We start from the raw sequence: 26,194 nt of genomic DNA on the forward strand, positions 1-26,194 counted from the left end.
TTTATGAGCAAGAAGCGCGTTATGCAGCTGGTTCGAGGCCTTCACAATCTGCGGCCCCAACATCGGGGCTGTGTCGCCACTATTGGCAACTTTGACGGTGTACACCGTGGTCACCAGGCAATCCTGGGCCGGCTGCGTGAACGTGCGCTGGAGTTGGGTGTGCCCAGCTGCGTGGTGATTTTTGAACCCCAGCCGCGCGAATTCTTTGCCCCGCAAACCGCGCCGGCACGTCTGGCGCGTTTGCGTGACAAACTGCAGCTATTGGCAGACGCCGGTGTGGATCGGGTACTGTGCCTGGCCTTCAATCAGCGTTTAAGCAAACTCAGCGCTGCCGAGTTCGTTGACACGATTCTGGTCAATGGTCTGGGCGTGCAGCACCTTGAGGTCGGGGACGACTTCCGTTTCGGGTGTGACCGGGTTGGAGATTTTGACTTCTTGCAACAGGCGGGCCTCACGCAAGGTTTCACCGTCGAGGCGGCGCAAACCGTTGAACTTGACGGTATGCGCGTCAGCAGCACCAAAGTGCGTGATGCACTGGCCGATGCTGATTTCGCCCTCGCCGAGCGTTTGCTCGGGCGTCCGTTCCAGATCGCCGGACGCGTGTTGCACGGGCAGAAACTGGCGCGTCAACTCGGCACGCCAACGGCCAACGTTCAATTAAAGCGTCGTCGCGTGCCGCTGACCGGGGTTTACCTGGCCAGTGTCGATATCGACGGCAAAACCTGGCCCGGCGTCGCCAATATTGGCGTGCGGCCCACCGTTTCAGGGGATGGCAGTGCCCATCTTGAAGTACATCTATTGGATTACACCGGTGATCTGTATGACCGGCGCCTGACCGTGGCATTCCACCACAAGCTGCGTGATGAGCAGCGTTTCGCCTCCCTGGAGGCGCTCAAGACGGCGATCAATGCGGACGTCGCCGCCGCCCGAGCCTATTGGCAGGGTCAACCGCTTAAAAAGAGCCTGAAATGACCGACTACAAAGCCACGCTAAACCTTCCGGACACAGCCTTCCCAATGAAGGCCGGCCTGCCACAGCGCGAACCGCAAATTTTGCAGCGCTGGGACAGCATTGGCCTGTACGGGAAGTTGCGCGAGATTGGCAAGGATCGTCCGAAGTTCGTTCTTCATGACGGTCCTCCGTACGCCAACGGCACGATCCACATCGGTCACGCGCTGAACAAGATCCTCAAGGACATGATCATTCGCTCGAAAACCCTTGCCGGTTTCGATGCGCCGTACGTGCCGGGCTGGGATTGCCACGGTTTGCCGATTGAGCACAAGGTTGAAGTGACCCACGGCAAAAACCTGCCTGCGGATAAAACCCGCGAGCTGTGCCGTGCCTACGCCACCGAGCAGATCGAAGGCCAGAAATCCGAGTTCATCCGTCTGGGTGTGTTGGGTGACTTTGCCAACCCGTACAAAACCATGGATTTCAAGAACGAAGCCGGTGAAATCCGCGCCTTGGCTGAAATCGTCAAGGCGGGCTTCGTGTTCAAGGGCCTTAAGCCTGTGAACTGGTGTTTCGACTGCGGCTCGGCATTGGCTGAAGCTGAAGTTGAATATCAGGACAAAAAATCCGCGACCATTGACGTTGCGTTCCCGATTGCCGACGAAGCCAAGCTGGCTGAGGCTTTCGGTCTGGCGGCCTTGAGCAAACCGGCTTCGATCGTGATCTGGACCACCACCCCGTGGACCATCCCGGCCAACCAGGCGCTCAACGTGCACCCGGAGTTCAACTACGCGCTGGTCGATGTCGGTGACAAGCTGCTGGTGCTGGCTGAAGAGCTGGTCGAAGCGTGCCTGGCACGCTACAACCTGGAAGGTTCGGTCATTGCCACCACCACCGGTGCCGCGCTCGAACTGATCAACTTCCGTCACCCGTTCTATGATCGTCTGTCGCCTGTTTATCTGGCCGAGTATGTCGAACTGGGCGCGGGCACTGGCGTGGTTCACTCCGCTCCGGCCTACGGCGTAGACGACTTCGTGACCTGCAAAGCCTACGGCATGGTCAACGATGACATCATCAATCCGGTTCAAAGCAACGGTGTTTACGTGCCGTCGCTAGAGTTTTTTGGCGGCCAGTTCATCTGGAAAGCCAATCCGGCCATTGTTGAAAAACTGACTGAAGTCGGTGCGCTGATGCACACCGAAACCATCAGCCACAGCTACATGCACTGCTGGCGTCACAAAACCCCGCTGATCTACCGCGCCACTGCGCAGTGGTTCATCGGCATGGACAAAGAGCCGGTAGCCGGCGATACCTTGCGCACCCGCGCGTTGCAGGCCATTGAAGACACCCAGTTCGTTCCGGCCTGGGGTCAGGCGCGCCTGCACTCGATGATTGCCAACCGTCCGGACTGGTGCATCTCGCGTCAACGCAACTGGGGCGTGCCGATCCCGTTCTTCCTGAACAAGGAAAGCGGCGAGCTGCACCCGCGTACCGTCGAAATGATGGAAGAAGTCGCCAAGCGCGTTGAGCGTGAAGGGATTGAAGCCTGGTTCAAGATGGACGCCGCCGAGTTGCTGGGCGATGAAGCGCCATTGTACGACAAGATCTCTGACACCCTGGACGTCTGGTTCGACTCGGGCACCACGCACTGGCACGTGCTGCGCGGCTCACACCCGATGGGCCATGAAACCGGCCCGCGCGCCGACTTGTACCTCGAAGGTTCCGACCAGCACCGCGGCTGGTTCCACTCTTCGTTGCTGACCGGTTGCGCCATCGACAATCACGCGCCTTATCGCGAACTGCTGACCCATGGTTTCACCGTGGACGAGGCCGGTCGCAAGATGTCCAAATCCTTGGGTAACGTGATTGCGCCACAGAAAGTCAACGACACGCTGGGCGCCGACATCATGCGCCTGTGGGTCGCGTCGACGGACTACTCGGGCGAGATCGCGGTCTCCGACCAAATCCTGCAACGTAGCGCCGATGCCTACCGACGTATCCGCAACACTGCACGCTTCTTGCTGTCGAACCTGACCGGTTTCAATCCGGCCACCGACATCCTGCCTGCCGAAGAAATGCTGGCACTGGACCGTTGGGCTGTGGACCGCGCACTGCTGCTGCAACGCGAGCTGGAACTTCACTACGGTGAATACCGCTTCTGGAACGTGTACTCCAAAGTGCACAACTTCTGCGTGCAAGAGCTGGGCGGTTTCTACCTCGACATCATCAAAGACCGTCAGTACACCACGGGCGCCAACAGCAAGGCCCGTCGCTCATGCCAGACCGCGTTGTTCCATATCTCCGAAGCGCTGGTGCGCTGGATCGCTCCGATCCTGGCGTTCACTGCCGACGAGTTGTGGCAATACCTGCCGGGCGAGCGCAACGAATCGGTGATGCTCAATACCTGGTATCAGGGCCTGACCGAGCTGCCTGAAGGGACTGAACTGGACCGCGCTTATTGGGAGCGGATCATGGCGGTCAAGGTCGCGGTCAACAAGGAAATGGAAAACCTGCGCGCGGCCAAGGCCATTGGTGGCAACTTGCAGGCTGAAGTCACCTTGTTCGCCGAAGATGAACTGGCAGTCGACCTCACCAAGCTGAGCAATGAGCTGCGCTTCGTGCTGATCACCTCCACAGCCAGCGTTGCGCCGTTTGCATCGGCCCCGGCGGATGCGGTGGTGACTGAGGTGCCAGGCCTGAAGCTCAAAGTGGTCAAATCTGCCCACGCCAAGTGCGCCCGTTGCTGGCATTGCCGTGAAGACGTTGGCGTGAACCCGGAGCATCCGGAAATCTGCGGCCGCTGTGTGGACAACATCAGCGGCGCCGGCGAGGTACGTCACTATGCCTGATGCCCGCACTGCCGGGCGCTTCGGGCGCCTGAGCTGGTTGTGGTTGACCCTGCTGGTCCTGGTCATTGACCAGGCCAGCAAGGTTTATTTCGACAGCGCATTACAGATGTATCAACAGGTCGTCATCATTCCGGATTACTTCAGTTGGACGCTGGCCTACAACACGGGCGCAGCCTTCAGCTTCCTGGCTGACAGTGCCGGCTGGCAGCGCTGGCTGTTTGCCCTGATTGCCGTGGTGGTCAGCGCCGTACTGGTGGTCTGGCTCAAACGCCTGGGGCGTGATGACACGTGGCTGGCCATTGCGCTGGCGTTGATCCTCGGCGGGGCATTGGGCAACTTGTATGACCGCATTGCCTATGGCCATGTCATCGACTTCATTCTCGTGCACTGGCAAAACCGCTGGTACTTCCCTGCATTCAACTTTGCCGACAGCGCAATCTGTGTGGGTGCGGTAATGCTGGCACTGGATATGTTCAAAAGTAAAAAGTCCGGAGAACCCGTTCATGACTGAGCCTCGTATTGGCCAGAACACGGAAGTCACCCTGCATTTCGCTTTGCGCCTGGAGAATGGCGACACGGTCGACAGTACGTTCGACAAAGACCCTGCAACGTTCAAAGTCGGTGATGGCAATCTGTTGCCGGGTTTTGAAGCGGCTATTTTCGGCTTCAAGGCAGGCGACAAGCGGACACTTGAGATCCTGCCGGAGAATGCATTCGGTCAGCCCAATCCGCAAAATGTGCAGATTATTGCGCGCTCGCAGTTCAAGGACATGGAACTGTCGGAAGGGTTGCTGGTGATCTTCAATGACGCCGCAAACACCGAGTTGCCTGGCGTGGTCAAAGCGTTTGACGACGACCAGGTCACCATCGATTTCAACCATCCGCTGGCAGGTAAAACCCTGACCTTCGAAGTCGAAATCAAAGACGTCAAAGCGCTGTAAATCCAGTGCCCGGCTAAATGGCCGGGCCTGTTTGGCATTATCTTTCTGCGCGTCCCACGAGGCCTAGCATGCACATCAAACTCGCCAACCCCCGTGGTTTTTGCGCCGGGGTGGACCGAGCGATTGAGATCGTCAATCGCGCTCTTGAAGTATTCGGCCCACCTATCTACGTTCGCCACGAAGTGGTGCACAACAAATTTGTCGTCGAAGACCTGCGCTCGCGCGGAGCGATCTTCGTTGAAGAGCTGGATCAGGTGCCGGATGACGTCATTGTGATCTTCAGTGCCCACGGCGTTTCTCAGGCCGTGCGCAGTGAAGCTGCCGGGCGCGGCCTGAAAGTGTTCGACGCCACGTGCCCCTTGGTCACCAAGGTTCATATCGAAGTGGCGCGTTACAGCCGTGATGGCCGCGAATGCATCCTGATTGGCCACGCCGGTCACCCGGAAGTTGAAGGCACCATGGGGCAATATGACGCCAGCAATGGCGGCGCTATCTACCTGGTTGAAGACGAAAAAGACGTCGCCAACCTGCAAGTGCACAACCCCGAAAAACTGGCTTTCGTGACCCAGACCACGCTGTCGATGGACGACACCAGCCGGGTGATCGATGCCCTGCGTACGCGATTCCCGGCCATTGGTGGCCCACGAAAAGATGACATCTGCTACGCCACACAAAACCGGCAGGATGCTGTGAAGCAACTGGCTGACGAGTGCGACGTGGTGCTGGTGGTGGGCAGTCCAAATAGCTCCAACTCCAATCGCCTCCGGGAGCTGGCAGAGCGCATGGCCACCCCGGCCTACCTGATCGATGGTGCTGAAGACCTGCAAAAAAGCTGGTTCGATGGCGTTGAACGCATTGGCATCACCGCGGGTGCCTCGGCGCCGGAGGTGCTGGTGCGCGGCGTGATTCAGCAATTGCACGCCTGGGGCGCCACCGGGGCCGACGAATTGGCTGGCCGTGAAGAGAACATCACATTCTCCATGCCCAAAGAGTTGCGGGTTCGCGCCATCACCTAAGCCATTGCACACAATGCCTGCGCAGTTTTTTGGTTGCGCAGGCTGATCCTCCCGCTTTTTGCGAGCACAACCTGATAGTGACTCAGCTCTTCTTTTGTCTGGCACACATGCAGGGTGCCTGCCTGAAAACTCCCCGCATTCAATAATGGCTCGCCCAGCGGGTTGAATCGCACGTAGTGTTTGACCGGCGAGTTCCCCGCTATGGGGATCAGGCGACTGTTGTGTGTTTCGGCCAGTACCGGATTGTTCTTGTCGGCGTGGCCCTGACCGCTTACATCAAGCACCATTCTCCATCCTTTGCCCCAGTCACCCTCCCGGGCGTGAACCACCACGTACTGATGGCGTATCAGCGCTTCGCTGCGTGCCTTGCGCAAACTGCCGGCCAATTGCTCCGCCGTGGTTTGGCGTCGTTGTTGTTCCGTGAGCATGTGGTAGGCCGGGCTGGCAAATTGTGCAGTGGTGGCGACGATCGACAAGGTAATCACCAGTTGAATCAAACTCATCCCTCGTTGATACACAGCGTCCTCCCTGGACTTGTTTGTGGTGAACACCCTTAGGTATAGCGGTTGCGACAGGGCAGCCACCTAAAACGCGGTCGTCCAATCATTGCCCGATGTTTATGCCTTGCGATTGCTTGAAGCGTACGCAATCAAGCGAACAATCCTACAGCCGAGCTCACCCGTTTCTGATCCATGAGCGCTGAGCGCGGGTCTAGGCTGTGCTCAATGCGGCGCAGGACGTGCCGTTAAAACAGGTGGTCAGGGATGAGCCAGAAGCGGCGTGGCACTAAAAAACGACAAGCCGGCATGACCCTGATTGAAGTGCTGGTAGCCGCTCTTATTTTAGGCGTGGGCCTCTTGGGGGCCGCAGGCGCGCAAATCAGTGCACTGAAATACACCGACAGCGCGCGCATGAGCACTCAGGCCAGTTTCATCGCGTACGACATGCTGGATCGGATGCGCGCCAATTCTGCAGGGGACTATCGCTTTTCCGGGCGTTATGGCGTGGCCCGGACCTCCAGCGTTACGGGGGTCGTCACTCAGGATCTGAGCGAATTCAAACGCAACATACAGGCTTTCGGCGGGGAGAGCGCCCGAGGCGAGATTTCTCTGAATGACCGGCAAGTGAGTATCCACATTCGCTGGGACGGCTCGCGTGCAGAGAAAAACGAGGGCGCCTTGCAGTCATTCACACTCAACAGCCAGCTGCCCGGCATACCGCCTGCGTGCCCGTCATGAGAAAGCGCCACTCGGGATTTGGCCTGATTGAGCTGATGATTGCGATGGCTTTGGGCTTGCTGCTGGTGCTGGGGATGACGCAGGTGTTCTTGAGTGCCCGGCAGACCTCTTTGGCTCAGTCAGCTTCCGCGCAACTGCAAGAGGATGCCCGTTACGTGCTGAGCAAAATCGCGCAGGAAATTCGCATGGCTGGCATGTTTGGCTGCTTGCCTTTGACCCACATCATCGATGCGCCTGCTGCGTTTGCGACACCCGTTTCATGGCAAGGCACTTCAAGTTCGGGAGCGCTGCACATGATCAGCGCCGACGTCGGACCTCAGTCCGGCAAGCCTGACTGGACGGTGGTGACGGACTGCAAACACCACGCGCAGGTTTTTGCTGGCGCACAGGCTGAGTGGGGGCCTGGAGAAACAGGCTTTGCGGTACGTCGGGTTGCTTATCGTTTTGAGCAAGGCCAACTCAAGAGCGGGCTCAGTAACACCGTGCTACTGGACAATGTTGCCGCGTTTGAGGTGAGCTTCGGTGTCTCCGGTTCAGCCAGCGCGCACCCGGTTGTGCGCTATGAGTCCAGACCGGCCGATGCCACGAGCATTCGCAGCGTGCGCCTGGCCTTGACCTTGAGAGATCCCGGGGCCCGGGTAAAAGACCAGACCTACCATGTGCTGGTCGCCGTTCGTAACCGGCAGGGGTAGGAATAGTTATGCCGCCCGTATTAGGTTCGCAAAAAGGCATGGTGCTGCTGGCCAGTCTGGTTTTTTTGATGTTGCTCGGTTTTCTGGGGCTTTCTGCGATGGAAAGCGCGGGCCAGCAAGAGAAAATGGCGGGTGCCATACGGGCTGCCAATCAATCATTTCAAGGGGCCGAAGCGGCGATGCACGTCGGTGAGACGTGGTTGCAAGCTCATTGGTCCGGTATGGCGGAGTGTGCTTCGCCGATCCGCTGCGCGCCCCCTGTTGAGGCGAGAAGCCAGCGTTCACCAGGGCTCGATCTTCAGTCAGGCATTAACTGGGTGCAAACGCAGGATGGGTTGTATGGCATTCAGTTTCTGGGGCTCAGCATCCCGCTTTCTCAGTCTGAAAAGGACGGCTCTGTCTATCTCTATCGAATAACCGGTATTGGCCTTCGAGGGCTGTCTCGCACTGTGCTCGAAAGTGTTTATGCGCGCCATCAGGCGGTGCAGGACGGGGAGGCCGGGCCTGTCCGGCAGCGTTTTCGTCGGGTTATGTGGCGACAAATTCAATAGGGAATGAACACATGGTTAGGTCTAATACAGGTTTTACGCTGATCGAAATGATGATCACCGTGGCGATCATCGGTATCCTTGGGGCCTTTGTTTATCCGCTTTACAGCGAGTATGTGAAGCGGGTGAACCGGTCTCAAATTGTCGTGTTGCTCTCTGAGCAAGCCCAAAGTCTAGAGCGGTTCTACACGAAAAACGGGTTATATAGCGGTCTGCCGGATATCAGTTCTGGCAATGAGAACTACAGCATCACGACAGACTTTTCGGATCATGCCTTTTTATTGATGGCCACACGAAAAGACGGCTCGCCCATGGCAGATGATCCGTGTGGCAACTTCACGTTGGCGCATACAGGTCTGAGCGCTATAACCCAGGCGGCCCCGGGCATCACCGCGCAGCAATGTTGGGGGCGCTGACCCATTACTTTTGAATAAGGGCTGGACTGATAGATGGCTAGGCATCAACGGGTAGTGATTGTCGGCGGCGGAGTGATCGGGCTGCTGACTGCGTTTAATCTGGCCGCAGACGTCGAGCAAGTAATTTTGCTGGAGCGCGGTGGCGTGGGGCAGGAGTCTTCCTGGGCGGGCGGTGGAATCGTGTCACCGCTGTATCCGTGGCGTTACACCCCGGCCGTCACAGCGCTGGCTCACTGGTCCCAGGATTTTTACCCGCATTTGGCGCAGCGTCTGCTGGCGACTTCCGGGCTGGATCCGGAAGTGCATACGACGGGTCTTTACTGGCTTGATCTGGACGATGAGGCTCAAGCGCTGGCTTGGGCCCGGCAAGCCGGCCGACCTTTGAGTGCCGTGGATATCGCGGCGGTTCAAAGCCATGTTCCGGTATTGGGCGGCGGTTTTTCCCGTGCTGTTTATATGAAGGACGTGGCGAATGTGCGCAATCCGCGGCTGGTTAAGTCACTAAAAGCGGCACTGCAAGCGATGCCCAATGTCACGGTTCACGAACAATCCGAGGTGCTGGGCTTTGTCAGGGAGGGGGAGCGGATTACGGGCGTCAATACGGTTAATGGCTCCGTATTGGGGGATGCCGTGGTATTGGCCGCCGGGGCCTGGAGCGGTGAACTGCTCAAGCATCTGGACATAGAACTGCCCGTTGAGCCGGTCAAAGGCCAAATGATTTTGTACAAATGTGCTTCGGATTTCTTGTCGTGCATGGTTCTGGCCAACGGCCGCTACGCCATACCTCGCCGTGATGGCCATATCTTGATTGGTAGCACGCTGGAGCATGAAGGCTTCGACAAAACCCCGACCCAGACGGCCCTGGAGAGTTTGAAAGCGTCGGCTGTGGCGTTGATTCCTGCGTTGGCGGATGCCGAGCCCGTTGCGCATTGGGCCGGATTGCGTCCGGGTTCGCCGCAAGGCATACCGTATATCGGGCCGGTCGCCGGTTTTGAAGGGCTCTGGCTGAACTGCGGGCATTACCGCAACGGGTTGGTGTTGGCGCCCGCGTCTTGCCAGTTGTTTGCAGATTTGTTGCTGGAGCGCACGCCTATCATTGATCCGGCGCCGTACGCTCCTGCAGGGCGACTCTGAGCGATAACGGCGGCTGTCTCGCAGCCTTGCGTTGCCAGGCTGCGACCCCGTTGCTCAGCGTTTGCCCGGGCCTTGTTCAAGATGGTTTTGGGTGCAATACCACTCTTGTTGTTGGCTCAGGGCGCGGTCTCGTGGCAAGTGGACGCCGCAATGGGCGCAGCGCACCATCGGTTGGGCGTTGGGGTCGACCGGTTTTTTGGTGGGGGTTAGGCCCGCTTTGTATTTGCGCCACAACCACACGCCGGCAGCAATCAAGGCCACCCAGATCAGTAAACGAAACATGGCTAATCGCTATTTGAGAAAAGATGCGCCAGTTTAGCCAAGGACCGTGTAGGCGCCCAGCACCAAATGCGACGCAAAAAAAAGAGCCCCGAAAGGCTCTTTTCTTGAGTGTGACGATCAGTCGAAAAGACCGAACGTCATGTAGCTGAACCATGAACGGCTGGTATCTTCCGATTCTGGTTCTTCGATGACATTGCCGTCTGAATCTTTAGGCTTCAGCTCGGCAGGAATAGCGTCTTTCGCATCCTGGAATTGCTTCTGCACGTCCTGGTTGGCGCGGGTTTCACCCGGTGGCAGAGGCGTGCTGGATTCGATCAGGCCCAACGTAGCCTTGCTCAACCAAGAGCGGTTGTCAGACTCGGACACTTGAGGCACAAACTGACCGTCAACCAGGCTCGGATGGTTAGGGTAGTTGTCTTTGAGCACTTCAAGACTGGTGTCAGCCAGTTTGTCGAGGTGCAGGCGCTGATAAGACTCAACCATCACCGCCAGGCCGTCAGCGACCGAAGGGGTTTCCTGGAAGTTCTCAACCACGTACCGGCCACGGTTGGCCGAAGCCACATAGGCCTGACGGGTCAGGTAATAGTGGGCCACGTGAATTTCATAAGCCGCCAGCAGGTTGCGCAGGTAAATCATGCGCTGCTTGGCATCAGGCGCGTAGCGGCTGTTGGGGAAGCGGCTGGTCAGCTGGGCGAACTCGTTATACGAGTCACGGGCCGCGCCGGGGTCACGCTTGGTCATGTCCAGCGGCAGGAAGCGCGCCAGCAGACCAACGTCCTGGTCAAACGAGGTCAAGCCTTTGAGGTAGTAGGCGTAATCAACGTTCGGATGCTGCGGGTGCAGGCGGATGAACCGCTCTGCGGCAGACTTGGCAGCTTCCGGCTCGGAGTTTTTATAGTAGGCATAGATCAGTTCAAGCTGAGCCTGATCGGCATAACGGCCGAACGGGTAGCGTGACTCAAGTGCCTTCAGTTTGGCGGTTGCACTGGTGTAGCTGTGGTTGTCCAGATCGGCCTGTGCCTGCTGGTACAGCTCGACTTCGCTGAGGTTTTCGTCAACGACTTCCTTTGTCGACGAGCAAGCGGCGGTCAGTGCGAGGATGGCGATCAGCAGCAGGTGTCTCACTTGCATGGCGGCTTGCGTCCCTATGACGGCCGCTGTCTTGGGCGAGGCCGTCCTGTTATGATGAGCGCCCCGTGAAAAGCCTCGGGGCAAAAGACGCCGTATTTAACCACAAGCGCGCAGCCGAAACCAAAGGCTTGGCGCCGTCCTGATGAGCATGTCCGAGAAAATACTACTTCGCGCAGAGGTGCCGTCCGAATTGGGCGGCCAACGCCTCGATCAAGTCGCCGCACAATTATTCGCTGAGCACTCGCGCTCGCGCCTTTCCGCCTGGATCAAAGACGGCCGCCTCACTGTGGACGGAGACGTCATACGTCCCCGCGACATCGTGCATGGTGGCGCCATCCTGGAGCTGACTGCAGAGCAGGAAGCCCAGGGTGAGTGGATCGCCCAGGACATTCCCCTCGACATCGTTTACGAAGACGATGACATCCTGGTCATCAACAAACCCGCGGGTTTGGTGGTGCACCCGGCTGCGGGGCATGCTGATGGCACTTTGCTCAATGCGTTGCTGCACCACGTACCGGACATTATTAATGTGCCGCGTGCGGGGATCGTGCATCGCCTGGACAAAGACACCACCGGATTGATGGTGGTCGCCAAGACCATCCAGGCGCAGACGCAGCTGGTTGCCCAATTGCAGAGCCGCAGTGTCAGCCGGATATATGAGTGCATTGTCATCGGTGTCGTCACCGCCGGGGGCAAGATCGACGCGCCCATCGGCCGTCACGGCCAGCAACGCCAGCGCATGGCGGTTATGGAAGGCGGCAAACAGGCGGTGAGTCATTACCGCGTGCTTGAGCGTTTCCGTTCCCATACCCACGTGCGGGTCAAGCTGGAAACCGGGCGTACGCACCAGATCCGTGTGCATATGTCTCACATCAACTTCCCGTTGGTCGGAGATCCTGCCTACGGCGGTCGTTTCCGTATCCCGCCGGCAGCCAGTGTGACCATGGTCGAATCCCTGAAGAACTTCCCGCGTCAGGCCTTGCATGCGCGCTTCCTGGAGCTGGACCATCCGACGACCGGTAAACGCATGAGCTGGGAATCCCCACTCCCTGACGATTTTGTCTGGTTGTTGACGCTGCTCAAGCAAGACCGTGAGGCCTTCATCGGATGAGCGCGTTCCTGATTCCTGACTGGCCTGCGCCGGCAGGCATCAGGGCCTGCGTGACCACCCGTGCGGGCGGCGTCAGCCAGGCGCCGTTCGACAGCTTCAACCTGGGTGACCATGTCGACGACGATCCTTGCGCCGTTGCTCAAAATCGCCAACACCTGACCCGCGTTTTTAACGTACAGCCCGCTTGGCTTAGCCAGGTTCACGGGGTTGTCGTTGCGCCTGCCGACCCGTCCAGCATCGTTGAAGCCGATGCCAGCTGGACGTCCACGCCCGGCGTGGCGTGTACGGTCATGACCGCCGACTGCTTGCCTGCACTGTTCTGCAACCGCGCCGGTACACGCGTCGCTGCGGCGCATGCGGGCTGGCGCGGATTGGCAGCCGGGGTGCTTGAAGCCGCCGCGCGCAGCCTCCATGTTGAGCCCCAGGAGATACTTGTGTGGCTTGGACCCGCCATCGGTCCCGCGGCGTTTGAAGTCGGGGGTGAGGTGCGTGATGTCTTTATTAAAGACATGCCCCAGGCCGCCTCGGCCTTCGTGCCAAGTGTCAATGCCGGGCGTTATATGGCCGACATCTATGAGCTGGCGCGTCTGCGTCTGGCTCGCTGCGGTATTGAAGCTGTCTACGGCGCAGGCTTTTGCACCGTCAACGACCCGCGCTTCTATTCCTACCGGCGCAGTTCCCGTACTGGCCGCTTTGCTTCGCTGGTCTGGATCGAAACGCCGTCCAGCTGATCTGCGTCATTCACCGTACGCTTGAAACTCCCAGAATTGCCCGCATCTACTAAGGTATCTGGCAGGTTTCTTCATTCAGGAGTTTCCATCCCTCCGGCCTGCTCATAAGGAAGGTGACGAATGCGTATAGATAGATTAACCAGCAAGTTGCAATTGGCGTTGTCCGATGCTCAGTCATTGGCCGTCGGCCTTGATCATCCGGCAATTGAGCCAGCGCACTTGATGCAGGCATTACTGGAGCAGCAGGGCGGTTCGATCAAGCCTCTGCTGATGCAAGTCGGTTTCGATGTAAACAGCCTGCGTAAAGAGCTGACCAAAGAGCTCGACCAGCTACCCAAAATACAGAACCCCACCGGCGACGTGAATATGTCGCAGGACTTGGCGCGTCTGTTGAATCAGGCGGACCGTCTGGCGCAACAAAAAGGCGACCAGTACATCACCAGCGAAGTGGTATTGCTGGCTGCAATGGACGAAAACAGCAAGTTGGGCAAGTTGTTGCTGGGTCAGGGCGTGAGTAAAAAAGCCCTTGAAAACGCCATCAACAACCTGCGCGGCGGTGAAGCGGTCAATGACCCCAATGCTGAAGAGTCCCGTCAGGCGCTGGACAAATACACCATTGACCTGACCAAGCGTGCTGAAGAAGGCAAGCTTGACCCGGTAATCGGTCGTGACGATGAAATCCGTCGCACCATTCAAGTGTTGCAGCGCCGGACCAAAAACAACCCGGTCCTGATCGGTGAACCCGGTGTGGGTAAAACCGCGATTGCCGAAGGCCTGGCTCAGCGGATCATCAACGGCGAAGTGCCTGACGGCCTTAAAGGCAAACGCCTGCTGTCGCTGGACATCGGTGCGTTGATCGCGGGCGCCAAATTCCGGGGTGAATTCGAAGAGCGTCTGAAAGCGCTGCTTAACGAACTGTCAAAGCAGGAAGGTCAAATCATCCTGTTCATTGACGAGCTGCACGTCATGGTCGGTGCCGGTAAAGGCGAGGGCGCCATGGACGCGGGCAACATGCTCAAGCCTGCGCTGGCGCGGGGCGAGTTGCACTGTGTCGGTGCAACCACCCTTAACGAGTACCGCCAGTACATTGAAAAGGATGCTGCGCTTGAGCGTCGCTTCCAGAAAGTACTGGTCGACGAGCCGAGCGAAGAAGACACCATCGCGATCCTGCGTGGTTTGAAAGAGCGCTATGAAGTGCACCACAAAGTCGCGATTACCGACGGTGCCATCATTGCGGCGGCCAAGCTGAGTCATCGGTACATCACGGATCGGCAGTTGCCAGACAAGGCGATTGACCTGATCGACGAAGCCGCCAGCCGTATTCGCATGGAGATCGACTCCAAGCCTGAAGTGCTCGACCGTCTGGAGCGCCGTCTGATTCAACTGAAAGTTGAAGCGCAAGCGCTCAAGAAAGAAGAAGACGAGGCGGCGAAAAAACGTCTTGAGAAATTGCAGGAAGAAATTGAGCGCCACGAGCGTGAATATTCCGACCTGGAAGAAATCTGGACCTCGGAAAAAGCCGAAGTGCAAGGCTCTGCCCAGATCCAGCAAAAGATCGAGCAAGCTCGCCAGGAACTGGAAGTGGCACGCCGCAGCGGCAACCTGAATCGCATGGCTGAATTGCAGTACGGGATCATCCCGGATCTGGAACGCAGCCTGCAAATGGTCGACGAGCACAGCAAGACCGAGAACCAGTTGCTGCGCAGCAAAGTGACCGAAGAAGAGATCGCTGAAGTGGTGTCGAAATGGACCGGGATTCCTGTGTCCAAGATGCTTGAAGGCGAGCGTGACAAGCTGATGAAGATGGAAAGCTTGCTGCACGAGCGCGTGATTGGTCAGGACGAAGCGGTTGTGGCCGTGTCCAACGCCGTGCGCCGTTCCCGCGCTGGCCTGAGCGACCCGAACCGTCCGAGCGGCTCGTTCATGTTCCTTGGCCCAACCGGTGTCGGTAAAACCGAGTTGTGCAAGGCGCTGGCCGAATTCCTCTTTGATACCGAAGAGGCGATGGTGCGGATCGACATGTCCGAGTTCATGGAGAAACATTCCGTGGCTCGACTGATCGGTGCTCCACCAGGCTATGTGGGTTACGAGGAAGGTGGCTATCTGACCGAAGCCGTACGGCGTAAGCCTTATTCGGTCATCCTGCTGGATGAGGTCGAGAAAGCTCACCCGGACGTGTTCAACGTACTGCTGCAAGTGCTTGAAGACGGTCGGTTGACTGATAGCCACGGTCGCACGGTCGACTTCCGCAATACCGTGATCGTGATGACCTCTAACCTGGGGTCGGCACAGATCCAGGAGTTGGTAGGGGACCGTGAGGCACAGCGTGCTGCGGTGATGGATGCGGTGAGTACTCACTTCCGTCCGGAGTTTGTGAACCGGATCGACGAAGTGGTGATCTTCGAGCCTCTGGCCCGCGATCAGATCGCCGGCATCGCCGAGATCCAGTTGGGTCGCCTGCGCAGCCGTCTGGCTGAACGCGATCTGAGCCTGGAGCTGAGCCAGGAGGCTCTGGATAAGCTGATCGCGGTCGGTTACGACCCTGTGTATGGCGCACGTCCTCTGAAACGTGCAATCCAGCGCTGGATCGAAAACCCGCTGGCACAACTGATTCTCTCGGGTCAGTTCCTGCCGGGAACCACGGTAGTGGCCAGTGTGAAAGACGACGAAATCGTCTTCGCGTAAGGCGGGCAAGTGGTGCTTTAAAGGGGGCCTCGCAGTGCGAGGCCCTTTTTTTGAATTTTTTTACATAGGGTGTTGATCTGTAAGGGAAACGCGAGTAAAGTGCGCCCCGCAGTCAGTCACCAGCAACGGCAACTTGGCCCAAACCAAGGTGTCAGTTAGAAGCGCTAAATCATTGTCTTCTAACGAAAAAAAATGGTTGACAAGGGTTTGAAAGGTTGTAGAATGGCCCGCCTCAGAGACGACAACGCAGCGATGCGCTGAAGTCAACGAGAATTGCAAAGAGTTACAAAGTAGTAAAGCAACATCGTAGTAGATTGAAATATGTAGTTCCGCGATAGCTCAGTTGGTAGAGCAAATGACTGTTAATCATTGGGTCCCTGGTTCGAGTCCAGGTCGTGGAGCCATTTTCAAGCCGGGGTATAGCGCAGTCCGGTAGCGCGCCTGCTTTGGGAGCAGGATGTCAGGAGTTCGAATCCCCTTACCCCGACCATTTTTGGGTCGTTAGCTCAGTTGGTAGAGCAGTTGGCTTTTAACCAATTGGTCGTAGGTTCGAATCCCACACGACCCACCATTTTTGGCTCCAGTTCGCTGGGGTTAGATCTTAAGATCAGAGGCCAAAAGCGCTGATCGCAGAAGGCGCCTCTTTGAAGGTGCCTTTTTTTTACCGGGGTATAGCGCAGTCCGGTAGCGCGCCTGCTTTGGGAGCAGGATGTCGGGAGTTCGAATCCCCCTACCCCGACCATTTTCTGCCCGGCAGTAATGGGTGTAGAAAATAAGGCGCTGATGCCAATCGCATCAGCGCCATGAAAAAAGCGTCCTTAGGGACGCTTTTTTTTTGCTTCAAAAAAACCATTGTGCTGGGTACTGGCTCTTGGTCATGGCGAACCGTAGCCCCCGAAGCTACGTTCCAGAGCGCTGCAGTCGCCAATGCACGCCTGCAGACCCTGGGGGCAGGGTTCGCAGGCGACGCTCCCATAGGCAACGGCCGCGGGAGCGTTCTGTGCTAGCGGTTAACTCCCTTTTCGTCTGCATCCTGCAAGTCCTGCAACGCTGCCGAATATTGATCGGCCTCAGACTTGGGCACCATCTGCCATGATGGCTTACGCAGGGCGTAGAAGATAAACGGGGGTGTACCTGCCACGATCAAGCCCAGCAATAAAATTCCTGCATATTCAAAGAACGGCATGCTGCTGAAGTTATTCGGTGGAATAAACCCGAAAATCAAGGCCACACAGGTTGAAAACAACCCCAGGTAGCACCAGCCATGCAGCCCTTTGAGCACGTAACCGCGTTTAACGTCTGGCTGGGTTTTACGCAGCTTCATGGCGGACATAAACATGAACACGTAAATGATCAGGTACATCAGTGCAGCCATGGCGCTGATCATCCAGAACGCATCGGATACGTTGTCGATGAAGATGTAAATTGTCGAGAGCAGCGTCACGATGAGCGCTTGTAAATACAAAATGTTCTTCTGCACGCCTTTGCTGTTCACTTTTTGCATCACCGGTGGAAGCATTCCCGCCTTACCCACAAACAACAGACCGGTGGAAGGTCCGGCCGTCCACGCCAGTACCCCGCCCAATGCACCGATGATCAGCAAAATGGCCATGATTGGCGTGGCCCAGGGCATATTGAAGCCTTCGAAGAAGGCCGCGTAAGCCTGAATAACGCCCGCCGTCAGGCTCGTGGAGTCCGCCGGTACCACCAGTGAAATCGCGACCGTCGGGGGGATAAACACCAACAGAATCATAAAGAAGGCCAGCAGAATTGCGCGGGGCATTTCCTTTTGCGGATTGCGCAGTTCCCGAGCGTGAATGGCGTTCATTTCGATACCGGCAAACGCCAGGAAGTTGCTGACAATCAACACCAGACCAGTGATGGCGCCTGTGAACTCACGCCACAAATCCGGATGCAGGTTGTGCGAACCTGTTTTTACGGTGGAGTGCGTGTCGAAAATCGCTGGAATCAACGCGTCCCAGGTTAAGGGCGCAGCCGATTTGTGTCCCAGTACCAGCCAGGCTACGCCCAACAGTACCAGCAACGCGGCTGGCAGTGCCGTCCCCAAAAGCATGAACCACGACGTCAGCTTCGACAGAGTTGTCAGGCCGTTGAGGGCAACGAACGTCGACAGCCAATACAGCACAATAATCACCGCAGCCGTGAACACCCCGCTCTTGGCCAGTTCCGGGTTAATCAGGTACGCCATCGTGCTGGCTCCGAACCCGAGCACTATCGGGTACCACACCACCACCTGAATCCACATGAACCACATGATGAAAAACCCGGGTCGGTCACCATAGGCTTGTCGGACCCAGCCATAAATCCCGCCGTTCCAGCCGGTGCCCAGTTCAGACGCAACCAATGACACGGGGATAAAAAACAGTAACGCCGGGATGACATAGAGAAAAATCGAACCCAGGCCGTAAACAGCCATGCTGGGCAATGAACGAATACTGGCAACAGCGGCAACCATCATGAAACAGATGGTCAGCCATGACATGTAAGTTTTAGCTTTACTGGTGGTAGCCATATCGCCTCCCTTCACATTTTTCGTCAGTGCAGCAAGCTCAAATTGAGCGTGCGGCTAAGGTGTTCGGCAGCCAGTTGGCCACGCACGCTGTTGCCCGCAACATCCAGCGGTGGAGCAAAAGCGGCGATCGCACAGACTCCCGGCACCACTGCCAGAATCCCGCCGCCCACTCCGCTTTTGCCCGGCAATCCAACCTTGTAATACCAGTCGCCCGTGGTGTCATACAGGCCGTTCAGGGTCATTTCCGCGAGGATGGGAGCAATGGTTTTGGCCGCGACAACGCGCGTGTTGGTAACCGGGTTAACCCCGCCATTGGCCAGTGTTGCCCCCATCGTGACCAAGTCATGGCAGGTGATCGCAACCGAGCATTGGCGGGTATACACATCGCACACCTCCATTGGGTCGGCATACAGATAACCGTAGCTTTGAAGCAGCCAGGCAATGCCGCGATTGTGCTGATTGGTCGAGGCTTCAGAGGCGTACACCTCTTCGTTGACGGTCAGATCGCGTCCGGCGAAGGCCTGGTACGTAGACTCAATCTGCGCCCAGCGCGCGGTTGCATTTTCGGCCTTGAGCAAGCTGACAGTGGCCATGGCTCCGGCGTTGACGAAAGGGTTAAGCGGTTTTCCCTTGTGAAGTTCAAGGGCTATGACCGAGTTGAAGGGTTCGCCAGTCGGGTCGCAGCCAATCTTGCTGCGCAAAGACTGCGGGCCGATGTCATCCAGCACATGGGCGAGCGTGAACACTTTTGAAATCGATTCAATGGCAAAGGCGTAATCGGTGTCGCCAACTTCGGCATGGGTGCCATCACAAAACATGATGCTGATGCCGAACAGGTTGGCCGGGACCGAGGCCAGATACGGGATGTAACTGGCGTTTTTTCCGTGGTGGTTATTGGCAAAACGTTGATGGGCTTCATGCAATGCGTGGGTTACTGAACCGTCAACTGTCAGGGGTTGTGTTTTCATTGCGCTCACTCCGTGTGTGCGTTGGGTCGCCGGCAACTATAGGACGGAATTTCCAGACATGCCCGCAGGCAGGGCAAAGTCAAAATGCTTGGCTATGCTCTTAGCCCTACGCTGAGCCAGAAATGAGGAGGTCGGCCAGCCACGGTCCATCATTCAAGGAGAGTTCCCATGGCGCTGCACCGCACCAAACGTCATAGCGACACGGATCCCGTTTTTGGTTCATCGGCATTGGCGCATGCCGCGGCAACCAAACTGTTCCCCGAAGCCGAGCAGTCTGCGCGCGAGGTTTACCAGCTGGTCCATGATGAGCTGTATCTGGACGGTAACGCCCGCCAGAACCTTGCGACCTTCTGTCAGACTTGGGAGGAGGATGAAGTTCACAAGCTCATGGACCTGTCCATCGACAAGAACATGATCGACAAGGACGAATACCCCCAATCGGCTGAACTCGAAAGTCGCTGCATTCATATGCTGGCGGATCTTTGGCATTCACCCTCTGCTGCGACCACCATCGGCACCTCGACAGTAGGTTCCAGTGAAGCCTGCATGTTGGGTGGTCTGGCAGCATTGTGGCGTTGGCGAGCGGCCCGCAAAGCAGCGGGCAAACAGACCACCACCCCGAACATGGTGTGCGGCCCGGTGCAAGTCTGTTGGCACAAATTTGCGCGTTATTGGGACATTGAAATCCGTGAAGTGCCCATGTCAGACGGGCAATGGTTCATGACCCCCGAGGACATGCTTGAGCGCATTGATGAAAACACCATCGTGGTGGTGCCGACGTTTGGTCAGACGTTTACCGGCCTGTATGAAACCGTGAAGCCGCTGTCCGATGCACTGGATGATCTGGAAAAACGCAATGGCCTGAATGTGGCGATTCATGTCGACGGCGCCAGCGGCGCCATGCTGGCTCCATTTTGTGCCCCGGATATTGAGTGGGATTTCCGTTTGTCGCGCGTCAAATCCATCAGCACTTCCGGGCATAAATTCGGCCTGGCGCCTTTAGGGGCGGGCTGGGTAGTGTGGCGAGACGTGCAGGATCTGCCGGAAGGTCTGATATTCCACGTCAACTATTTGGGGGGCGATATGCCGACGTTTGCCCTCAATTTTTCACGCCCGGCCGGGCAGATCATTGCGCAGTACTACAACTTTTTGCGGTTGGGGCGTGAAGGGTATGAGCGCATTCATTCGGCGTGTTACGAAACGGCGCAATTTCTGGCCCGTGAACTGGTGAAGATCGGGCCGTTTGAAATGCTGTACAACGGCGATCCACAACTGGGCATCCCGGCGCTGACCTGGCGTTTAAAGCCCGGCGTGAAAACCAACTTCTCGCTTTACGATCTGGCAGATCGATTGCGGGTAAGGGGCTGGCTAGTCCCGGCCTATAGCCTGCCGGCCAATGTTGAAAACGTCGTAGTGCAACGGATTCTGGTACGTCAGGGGCTGTCGATCGACATGGCCAAACTGTTGTTGGCGGACTTTGAGCGGGACATCAAGTTTTTTGATGAGCATCAGCCCCACGGGTTCAAAGGCCGTGAAGCCGAGGCGGGTAATCACGCAGGACGCTGATGACCGTGTGCGTTGCTATCAAAGCTGCGAGCTTCATGCCTCGCAGCTTTGACGCATGGCCGCCGCGGCGACGGGTGGGGTCAATGCAGTTTCAGGCGTGGCTCCGTGCCGCGTCCGATGCGGCTGCCCAGCATCAGCATCAATGTGCGGAATGTGCCGTAAAGCGCCATTTGGTGCATGCGGTACAGCGAGATGTAGAACATCCGCGCCAGCCAGCCTTCGAGCATGACCGTGCCCATCAGGCTGCCCATCAAGTTACCCACAGCTGAAAAACTCGACAGTGAGATCAGCGAGCCGTAATCGCGGTAGTGGTAATCGGGCAGGTTTGTTTTGCCTTCAAGGCGCATCTTCAGCGATTTGGCCAACAGTGACGCTTGCTGGTGAGCGGCTTGTGCGCGAGGCGGCACCATCCGGTCAGTGCCCGGTTGCGGGCAAGCCGCGCAATCGCCAAACGCAAAAATATTGTCATCGCGGGTGGTTTGCAGGGTAGGGCGCACGACCAACTGGTTAATGCGGTTGGTTTCCAGCCCGGCAATATCTTGCAAGAAACCGGGCGCACGAATACCGGCGGCCCATACCTTCAAGCTCGCGGGAATCACTTGGCCTTCTTTAGTGATCAGGCTGTCAGCCGTCACCTCGCTCACGGCCGAATTGGTCAGGACGGTAACGCCCAGTTTCTCTAGCGTCTTATGCACAGGCCCACCGATGCGCTCGGGCAGCGCCGGCAGTACGCGGGGCCCAGCTTCGATCACAGTGATGTGCATGTTTTCCGGTTTGATACGGTCCAGGCCATAAGCCGCCAGTTCATGGGCCGCGTTGTGCAGTTCGGCTGCCAGCTCGACACCCGTTGCGCCCGCACCCACGATGGCCACGCTGATTTTTTCAATCGCATCGGTTTGCCCCGCATGCGCGCGCAAGTAGTGGTTCAACAATTGCTGGTGGAATTTTTCGGCTTGTTTGCGCGTGTCCAAGAACAGGCAGTGCTCGGCCGCGCCTTGGGTGCCGAAATCGTTGGTGGTACTGCCCACTGCGATCACCAGCGTGTCGTAGCCCAGTTCACGGGCAGGCACTAGCTCTTCGCCTTTTTCGTCGAGGGTTGCCGACAATGAGATCTTTTTCAGCTCGCGATCAAGACCACTCATGCGGCCCAACTGGAACTCAAAGTGATTCCATTTGGCTTGGGCGACGTAGTTGAGTTCGTCTTCGGAGGAGTTCAACGAACCGGCGGCCACTTCATGCAGCAGCGGTTTCCAGATATGGGTCAGGTTGGCATCGACCAGCGTTACGCTGGCTTTGCCGCGCTTACCCAGGGTTTTGCCCAGGCGGGTCGCCAACTCCAGGCCGCCGGCGCCGCCGCCGACAATCACAATACGATGGGACATAGGTATCACTCACAAGGCTTGAAAAAAAATTCTGTGCCTGAGTCCCGTGGGCGAGCGCACTGCAGCTCATAGTGCCAGGTAACTCAGGAGGCGGCTCAAAAAGCCCAGACCGATCACCACAATCAGCACCACGCCAAGGAGCATCCACGGCCTGAAGGGCCGGCGCTCAACTTGGTGTTGTGGCAGTTGCAGGTACTCTTCGACACGCTGTTGGTCATCTGGTTTCAGGCGACTGGACATAGAGTTTGCCTCGTCAGATAGACGTTGCGGAATGTGTAAAAGCTACAGCAAAGGGTTAACCGGGATGAAAGGAAGCATAGCCGTTGGGACCCAAAGGCTCGACCCGCAGTTCGTCGTCTAGACGAATGATCCCGCTTTCTATAACCCTTGCCGTAATGCCCCCGTGACCACGTACCGCCTGGAATGTGCCCGCGCCGAGTCGTAGCTCCAGTCGGGCGCACGGTTGGCACCAGCCGGTGGTCTCGAATATTGCGCGTCCGATGCGAAAGCGTCGGCCTTTGAGGCTGAACAAATTGATGCCGCTAACCACGATGTTGCGCCGCAAATCCTGAGGTAATACCGGGTTTTCGGTGGGGCGCCCCAGCAAAGCGTTGATCACCGCTAAGTGTTCCCACTGAATCAACGTGACTTGCCGTGCATTGCGCGCACCGGACCGGGCATGATCGCCCGTCAGTCCGGCTTCGCGACGCGCCTCCACAGCGTCCAGTATCACCAGGTCGGCGCGTGATTGCGGGCGGACCCCAATCCAGCGTACGCGACCGGTTTGCGGCACTTCAGCCATCAGTTCTTGCAACGGGCTCACAGGCTGATCCCGACATCGAAAATAATGCTGCGCCCCAAATTGCCGCGCAAAAAGTCAGGGGCGTCGGGTTGTGCAAACAGCACCCGGGCGAACGTCGGTCCAACCAGTGACAGTGAGCGCCAGCCCATGCGCAAATACTCGGTCGGTGGCGGGAAGTGGCTGTTGAGATCGAGCACTTCGCGCTTGAGGCTGGAAAACGCAATGATGTCCAACTGCCCGAGATCAAGGTCGCGTTCACGGTAATTGGTGGCTTTTTTGTGCAGCGTCGGCCCCAGCCGTTGCAGTAACTTGCTGGCCGGAATACGTTTGGGGCGGGCCTCGCGGCGCACGAGCTGACTCAGTGAGTAGGCATTGCGGCGACGTTGCAGCTCGTCACGCCATTCATCACTGAGACGTCGCCCTTCGTCGAGCACAAAAAACACTTCAAAGCGTGCATCGCGAAACAGCACATCAGGCGGTTCCTGATCGGGCTGTGTGAAATCTTGCGTGTGGTAGCTAATGTTCAAGCCTTGCAGCAGGCGCTGGCAGACCCAACGCTCACGCTCCCATTTGCGGGCATTAGACAAAAAGGCATTGGCTTGCTCGGCCTGAATGGTTAACAGGCGTAAATAATCAGAGTCGTCCATGGGCGCAGCTTAGCCTCGAAACAGGTGTGACTGGAAGTGCGGGTGTAGACTGAGCCGCATGACATACAGGGTCATCTGACAGGGAGGGTAGAGCGGTGTACGTGAACACGGTTGAGTGGGAGGTGCGTGCATGATTACCAGCCAGGTGTTATCTGCGCCAACGATGGTGATCGGCTGGTTGCTGTACGTGCCTGTAGTGCTGTGGGCCATCCTGCGGGCGCCGTGGGTCGAACTGTTTGCCGACACGCGGCGTCAGCATTTGCTGTTTGGCACGGTGTTCGCGCTGTTCTTGCTGTGGCTGGTGCGTCGCGATTTTGACACCGGCGTCTCCTATCACTTTATCGGCCTGACAGTCGTCACTTTGCTGCTGGACTGGCCGCTGGCCATTGTCGGCGCGTTGATGGCGCAAATAGGACTGGTTCTGTTGGGGCGGCAGGATCTGGCTGCAATGGGCATCAATGGCGTGCTGTTGATTCTGTTGCCCATTGCCGTCACGGAGGCCTGCGCGCACCTGGTCGAGCGCGCGCAACCACGTAACCCGTTTGTGTACATTTTTTGCTCAGGTTTTTTTGCAGCGGCGCTGGCGGCCTTGCTGTGTTTGTTGGCGGGCCTGGGCGTGCTGTGGCTGGATGGCCTGTTTGTCATGCCGGAATGGTTGGAGGACTTTATCGGTTATCTCTGGTTGATCATCTTTCCCGAGGCGTTTATCAACGGGATGCTGGTCACGGCGCTGGTGGTGTTTTGCCCGGAGTGGCTTGAAACCTTCAATCGCACGCGTTACCTCGCAGCGCCATGGAAGGATGACGGACCCAACAAATAACCTGCTTCCAAGAGGCTGCGAGCGGGTCGGTTGAATGGCTCGCAGCCTTGGGCAGCAGCGCGAATCAATGAATACGCGGCGTCAACTCTTCTGAAAACATGTCCTCTTCTGCATCCGGGCTGACCGGGATTTTGTGTTCTTCACTGGCCCATGCGCCCAGATCGATGAGTTTGCAACGGTCCGAGCAGAAAGGCCGGAATGCACTGGCAGGGGCCCACTCCACGGCAGTGCCGCACGTCGGGCAGTCTACGGTCATTGGTTTGGTCATGATTGGCCTCCACGCAAAGTTAAATAGTAGTGATGCAAGCGCTCGACTTCCGTCTGTAACGCCTTCAAATCGTTGTCGTTGACCAGCACATCATCGGCATGGCGCAGGCGTTCTTCACGACTGGCCTGTGCCTTGAGAATGGCCCGGACTTGATCTTCGCTGGTGTTGTCGCGCAACAGGGTTCGCTGAATTTGCAGGGCTTGGGGAGCATCAATGACCAGCACCCGCTGGGTCGTCGCGTGTTGCCCGGATTCGACCAGCAACGGCGATACCAGGATCGCATAGGGCGATGTCGCCTGAGCCAGGTTCTGAGCAATCTCATCGCGGATCAACGGGTGTAGCAGAGCCTCCAGCCAAAGGCGTTGCTGCGGGTCGGCAAAAATCAGTGTGCGCAGGGCGCCGCGATCCAGTTGCCCGTCGGGCTGCAAAACATCGGCACCGAAGTGCTCAGCGATTTTTTTCAGCGCCGCACGGCCCGGTTCGACCACCCAGCGTGCCGCGTGGTCGGCATCCACAACATGAACGCCCAGCGCGGCAAAGTGCTCGGCCGCCGCGCTTTTGCCGCTGCCGATCCCGCCGGTCAGGCCCAGAATCCAGGGTTTGGAAGATGCGGTATTCATTTCACGTCGCAAGTTGCCAATAGAAAGCGGTCATTTGACCACCCCAGAGCAATGCAATCCACCCGGCAATGGCCAGATAGGGGGCAAAGGGGATGGCCGTCGCGCGATGAGCGCGGCGCAACAGCAGCAAACCGACGCCCACCAGTGCCCCGACCAGCGATGACAACAGGATCGTTAACGGTAATACCGATACGCCCCCCCACGCGCCAAACAGGGCCAGCAACTTGAAATCCCCATGGCCCATGCCGTCCTTGCCCGTCATCCATTTGAACAGCCAAAAAATCGACCACAAGCTCAGGTAACCCAGCGCTGCCCCCCAAACGGCCTGTGACAGCGTGGTGAAAAGTTCGAAGCTGTTGAGCAGCAGTCCGAGCCATAGCAAAGGCAGTACCAGCACATCGGGCACGATTTGATGCCGGGCGTCGATCAGGCAAATGGCAATCAGGCCCCAAGTCAGCAACAGCATCCAGCCAGCCTGAGGGGTCAAGCCAAAATGCCAGGCAATAAAGCCAGACACGAGGCCGCACGCCAGTTCGGTCAGGGGGTAGCGGGGGCTGATGCGGGTTTTGCACTGCGAGCACTTGCCGCGCAAGAGCGCATAACTGAGCAGCGGGATGTTCTCCCAGGGGCGTAAGCGGTGCTGGCATTCAGGGCAGTGAGACGCCGGCAGGCACAGGTTGTAGGTCGTTTTATCGTCCGCAGGGGCAAGCTCAAGCACTTCACGGGCCTGAGCCTGCCAGTCCTGCTCAAGCATTTTCGGCAATCGCCAGACCAGTACGTTCAGGAAACTGCCGACCAACAGGCCCAGCAACAAGGCACCCGCGATTAACGCAGCAGGGTGGATGCTTAAAAAATCGATCATG

The 26,194-nt window shown here is 57.7% G+C and carries 27 protein-coding genes and 4 tRNA genes; 19 read left to right on the forward strand and 12 right to left on the reverse strand.

What is annotated here, in order from left to right; translation table 11 throughout:
- Positions 1-21 precede the first annotated feature (21 nt).
- The 5 genes from ribF (at position 22) to ispH (ending at position 5,757) form a co-directional block, all read left to right on the forward strand.
- Entirely contained in the window at positions 22-972 is a 951-nt protein-coding gene (gene ribF, locus V6F78_RS15925) for a bifunctional riboflavin kinase/FAD synthetase (RefSeq protein ID WP_047273602.1), read from the forward strand.
- On the forward strand, positions 969-3,800 hold the full coding sequence (ileS, locus tag V6F78_RS15930; RefSeq protein WP_047292032.1) for an isoleucine--tRNA ligase: 2,832 nt from the start codon (positions 969-971) through the stop codon (positions 3,798-3,800). Before ribF ends, ileS begins: the two co-directional genes overlap by 4 nt.
- Positions 3,793-4,311, forward strand: coding sequence for a signal peptidase II (lspA, locus tag V6F78_RS15935; protein WP_047273606.1), 519 nt, complete (start codon positions 3,793-3,795; stop codon positions 4,309-4,311). The genes ileS and lspA overlap by 8 nt, the downstream gene beginning before the upstream one ends.
- Positions 4,304-4,741 carry an FKBP-type peptidyl-prolyl cis-trans isomerase gene (locus V6F78_RS15940; RefSeq protein ID WP_047273608.1) on the forward strand — a complete coding sequence of 146 codons (438 nt, stop codon included), beginning with the start codon at positions 4,304-4,306 and terminating at the stop codon, positions 4,739-4,741. Before lspA ends, V6F78_RS15940 begins: the two co-directional genes overlap by 8 nt.
- 68 nt (positions 4,742-4,809) lie before the next feature.
- Positions 4,810-5,757, forward strand: a complete 948-nt coding sequence (gene ispH, locus V6F78_RS15945; protein ID WP_047273610.1) for a 4-hydroxy-3-methylbut-2-enyl diphosphate reductase — start codon at positions 4,810-4,812, stop codon at positions 5,755-5,757.
- On the opposite strand, the gene V6F78_RS15950 is transcribed toward ispH, so the two are convergent.
- On the reverse strand, positions 5,754-6,260 hold the full coding sequence (locus tag V6F78_RS15950) for a GspH/FimT family pseudopilin (protein ID WP_047292033.1): 507 nt from the start codon (positions 6,258-6,260) through the stop codon (positions 5,754-5,756). The two genes, ispH and V6F78_RS15950, sit on opposite strands and share 4 nt — an antisense overlap.
- A gap of 261 nt (positions 6,261-6,521) precedes the next feature.
- Between V6F78_RS15950 and pilV the strand changes: the two genes are divergently transcribed.
- From pilV to thiO, 5 genes are read left to right on the forward strand one after another with little or no spacing between them, the layout of a single operon-like run.
- Positions 6,522-6,995, forward strand: coding sequence for a type IV pilus modification protein PilV (pilV, locus tag V6F78_RS15955; protein WP_273416776.1), 474 nt, complete (start codon positions 6,522-6,524; stop codon positions 6,993-6,995).
- Positions 6,992-7,687: a PilW family protein gene (locus V6F78_RS15960; protein WP_047292036.1), complete on the forward strand. Its 696-nt coding sequence runs from the start codon at positions 6,992-6,994 to the stop codon at positions 7,685-7,687. The genes pilV and V6F78_RS15960 overlap by 4 nt, the downstream gene beginning before the upstream one ends.
- An 8-nt stretch (positions 7,688-7,695) precedes the next feature.
- Entirely contained in the window at positions 7,696-8,238 is a 543-nt protein-coding gene (locus tag V6F78_RS15965) for a pilus assembly PilX family protein (protein ID WP_273416777.1), read from the forward strand.
- 11 nt (positions 8,239-8,249) lie between these two features.
- The gene (locus V6F78_RS15970; RefSeq protein WP_094990479.1) at positions 8,250-8,651 is read left to right on the forward strand and encodes a type IV pilin protein; all 402 of its coding nucleotides are present in this window, start codon (positions 8,250-8,252) and stop codon (positions 8,649-8,651) included.
- 33 nt (positions 8,652-8,684) lie between these two features.
- The gene (gene thiO / locus V6F78_RS15975; RefSeq protein WP_095007542.1) at positions 8,685-9,785 is read left to right on the forward strand and encodes a glycine oxidase ThiO; all 1,101 of its coding nucleotides are present in this window, start codon (positions 8,685-8,687) and stop codon (positions 9,783-9,785) included.
- A gap of 54 nt (positions 9,786-9,839) precedes the next feature.
- Here the strand turns inward: thiO and V6F78_RS15980 are convergent, their stop codons facing one another.
- Positions 9,840-10,067 carry a PP0621 family protein gene (locus V6F78_RS15980; protein ID WP_047279014.1) on the reverse strand — a complete coding sequence of 76 codons (228 nt, stop codon included), beginning with the start codon at positions 10,065-10,067 and terminating at the stop codon, positions 9,840-9,842.
- A 117-nt stretch (positions 10,068-10,184) separates the two neighbouring features.
- The gene (locus tag V6F78_RS15985; protein ID WP_047273627.1) at positions 10,185-11,198 is read right to left on the reverse strand and encodes an outer membrane protein assembly factor BamD; all 1,014 of its coding nucleotides are present in this window, start codon (positions 11,196-11,198) and stop codon (positions 10,185-10,187) included.
- Between the two features lie 148 nt (positions 11,199-11,346).
- Here V6F78_RS15985 and rluD point away from each other — a divergent pair, with 148 nt between their 5' ends.
- The 7 genes from rluD (at position 11,347) to V6F78_RS16020 (ending at position 16,467) form a co-directional block, all read left to right on the forward strand.
- Positions 11,347-12,309: a 23S rRNA pseudouridine(1911/1915/1917) synthase RluD gene (rluD, locus tag V6F78_RS15990; RefSeq protein WP_047279261.1), complete on the forward strand. Its 963-nt coding sequence runs from the start codon at positions 11,347-11,349 to the stop codon at positions 12,307-12,309.
- Complete coding sequence (pgeF, locus tag V6F78_RS15995) at positions 12,306-13,040, forward strand: peptidoglycan editing factor PgeF (protein ID WP_047292046.1); 735 nt, start codon at positions 12,306-12,308, stop codon at positions 13,038-13,040. The genes rluD and pgeF overlap by 4 nt, the downstream gene beginning before the upstream one ends.
- A gap of 120 nt (positions 13,041-13,160) precedes the next feature.
- Complete coding sequence (gene clpB, locus V6F78_RS16000; protein ID WP_047273631.1) at positions 13,161-15,725, forward strand: ATP-dependent chaperone ClpB; 2,565 nt, start codon at positions 13,161-13,163, stop codon at positions 15,723-15,725.
- A 328-nt stretch (positions 15,726-16,053) separates the two neighbouring features.
- Positions 16,054-16,129: transfer RNA gene (locus V6F78_RS16005), tRNA-Asn, on the forward strand.
- A gap of 9 nt (positions 16,130-16,138) precedes the next feature.
- A tRNA-Pro gene (locus tag V6F78_RS16010) sits at positions 16,139-16,215 on the forward strand.
- Positions 16,216-16,220: 5 nt separating this feature from the next.
- Positions 16,221-16,296 (forward strand) — tRNA-Lys (locus V6F78_RS16015).
- 94 nt (positions 16,297-16,390) lie between these two features.
- A tRNA-Pro gene (locus V6F78_RS16020) sits at positions 16,391-16,467 on the forward strand.
- Between the two features lie 261 nt (positions 16,468-16,728).
- Here the strand turns inward: V6F78_RS16020 and V6F78_RS16025 are convergent.
- Together V6F78_RS16025 and glsA are read right to left on the reverse strand one after the other, a co-directional pair.
- On the reverse strand, positions 16,729-18,258 hold the full coding sequence (locus V6F78_RS16025) for an amino acid permease (protein ID WP_047273634.1): 1,530 nt from the start codon (positions 18,256-18,258) through the stop codon (positions 16,729-16,731).
- A gap of 23 nt (positions 18,259-18,281) precedes the next feature.
- Positions 18,282-19,226: a glutaminase A gene (glsA, locus tag V6F78_RS16030; protein WP_047292048.1), complete on the reverse strand. Its 945-nt coding sequence runs from the start codon at positions 19,224-19,226 to the stop codon at positions 18,282-18,284.
- A 168-nt stretch (positions 19,227-19,394) separates the two neighbouring features.
- On the opposite strand from glsA, the gene V6F78_RS16035 reads away from it, so the two are divergent.
- On the forward strand, positions 19,395-20,792 hold the full coding sequence (locus V6F78_RS16035; protein ID WP_070411056.1) for a glutamate decarboxylase: 1,398 nt from the start codon (positions 19,395-19,397) through the stop codon (positions 20,790-20,792).
- An 80-nt stretch (positions 20,793-20,872) separates the two neighbouring features.
- Here V6F78_RS16035 and V6F78_RS16040 read toward each other — a convergent pair whose 3' ends face one another.
- The 4 genes from V6F78_RS16040 to V6F78_RS16055 form a co-directional block, all read right to left on the reverse strand.
- Positions 20,873-22,174 carry an NAD(P)/FAD-dependent oxidoreductase gene (locus tag V6F78_RS16040; RefSeq protein WP_047292053.1) on the reverse strand — a complete coding sequence of 434 codons (1,302 nt, stop codon included), beginning with the start codon at positions 22,172-22,174 and terminating at the stop codon, positions 20,873-20,875.
- A gap of 66 nt (positions 22,175-22,240) precedes the next feature.
- Positions 22,241-22,414, reverse strand: a complete 174-nt coding sequence (locus V6F78_RS16045) for a DUF3094 family protein (RefSeq protein ID WP_047273641.1) — start codon at positions 22,412-22,414, stop codon at positions 22,241-22,243.
- A 55-nt stretch (positions 22,415-22,469) separates the two neighbouring features.
- Positions 22,470-22,997, reverse strand: a complete 528-nt coding sequence (locus tag V6F78_RS16050) for an MOSC domain-containing protein (RefSeq protein WP_047292054.1) — start codon at positions 22,995-22,997, stop codon at positions 22,470-22,472.
- Positions 22,994-23,623: a DUF1780 domain-containing protein gene (locus V6F78_RS16055; RefSeq protein WP_047273644.1), complete on the reverse strand. Its 630-nt coding sequence runs from the start codon at positions 23,621-23,623 to the stop codon at positions 22,994-22,996. The genes V6F78_RS16050 and V6F78_RS16055 overlap by 4 nt, the downstream gene beginning before the upstream one ends.
- A gap of 130 nt (positions 23,624-23,753) precedes the next feature.
- Between V6F78_RS16055 and V6F78_RS16060 the strand changes: the two genes are divergently transcribed.
- Positions 23,754-24,443, forward strand: a complete 690-nt coding sequence (locus tag V6F78_RS16060; RefSeq protein ID WP_047283079.1) for an energy-coupling factor ABC transporter permease — start codon at positions 23,754-23,756, stop codon at positions 24,441-24,443.
- Between the two features lie 64 nt (positions 24,444-24,507).
- Here the strand turns inward: V6F78_RS16060 and yacG are convergent, their stop codons facing one another.
- Genes yacG through V6F78_RS16075 form a run of 3 tightly spaced genes read right to left on the reverse strand, consistent with a single transcriptional unit; the run spans position 24,508 to position 26,193 of the window.
- Positions 24,508-24,711: a DNA gyrase inhibitor YacG gene (yacG, locus tag V6F78_RS16065; RefSeq protein WP_047292056.1), complete on the reverse strand. Its 204-nt coding sequence runs from the start codon at positions 24,709-24,711 to the stop codon at positions 24,508-24,510.
- Positions 24,708-25,331, reverse strand: a complete 624-nt coding sequence (gene coaE, locus V6F78_RS16070; protein ID WP_047292058.1) for a dephospho-CoA kinase — start codon at positions 25,329-25,331, stop codon at positions 24,708-24,710. The genes yacG and coaE overlap by 4 nt, the downstream gene beginning before the upstream one ends.
- A gap of 1 nt (position 25,332) precedes the next feature.
- The gene (locus V6F78_RS16075; RefSeq protein ID WP_047292059.1) at positions 25,333-26,193 is read right to left on the reverse strand and encodes a prepilin peptidase; all 861 of its coding nucleotides are present in this window, start codon (positions 26,191-26,193) and stop codon (positions 25,333-25,335) included.
- Position 26,194 lies beyond the last annotated feature (1 nt).

Origin of the sequence: Pseudomonas sp. ESBL9, assembly GCF_036668715.1 — a bacterium.
Lineage (GTDB): Bacteria > Pseudomonadota > Gammaproteobacteria > Pseudomonadales > Pseudomonadaceae > Aquipseudomonas > Aquipseudomonas lundensis.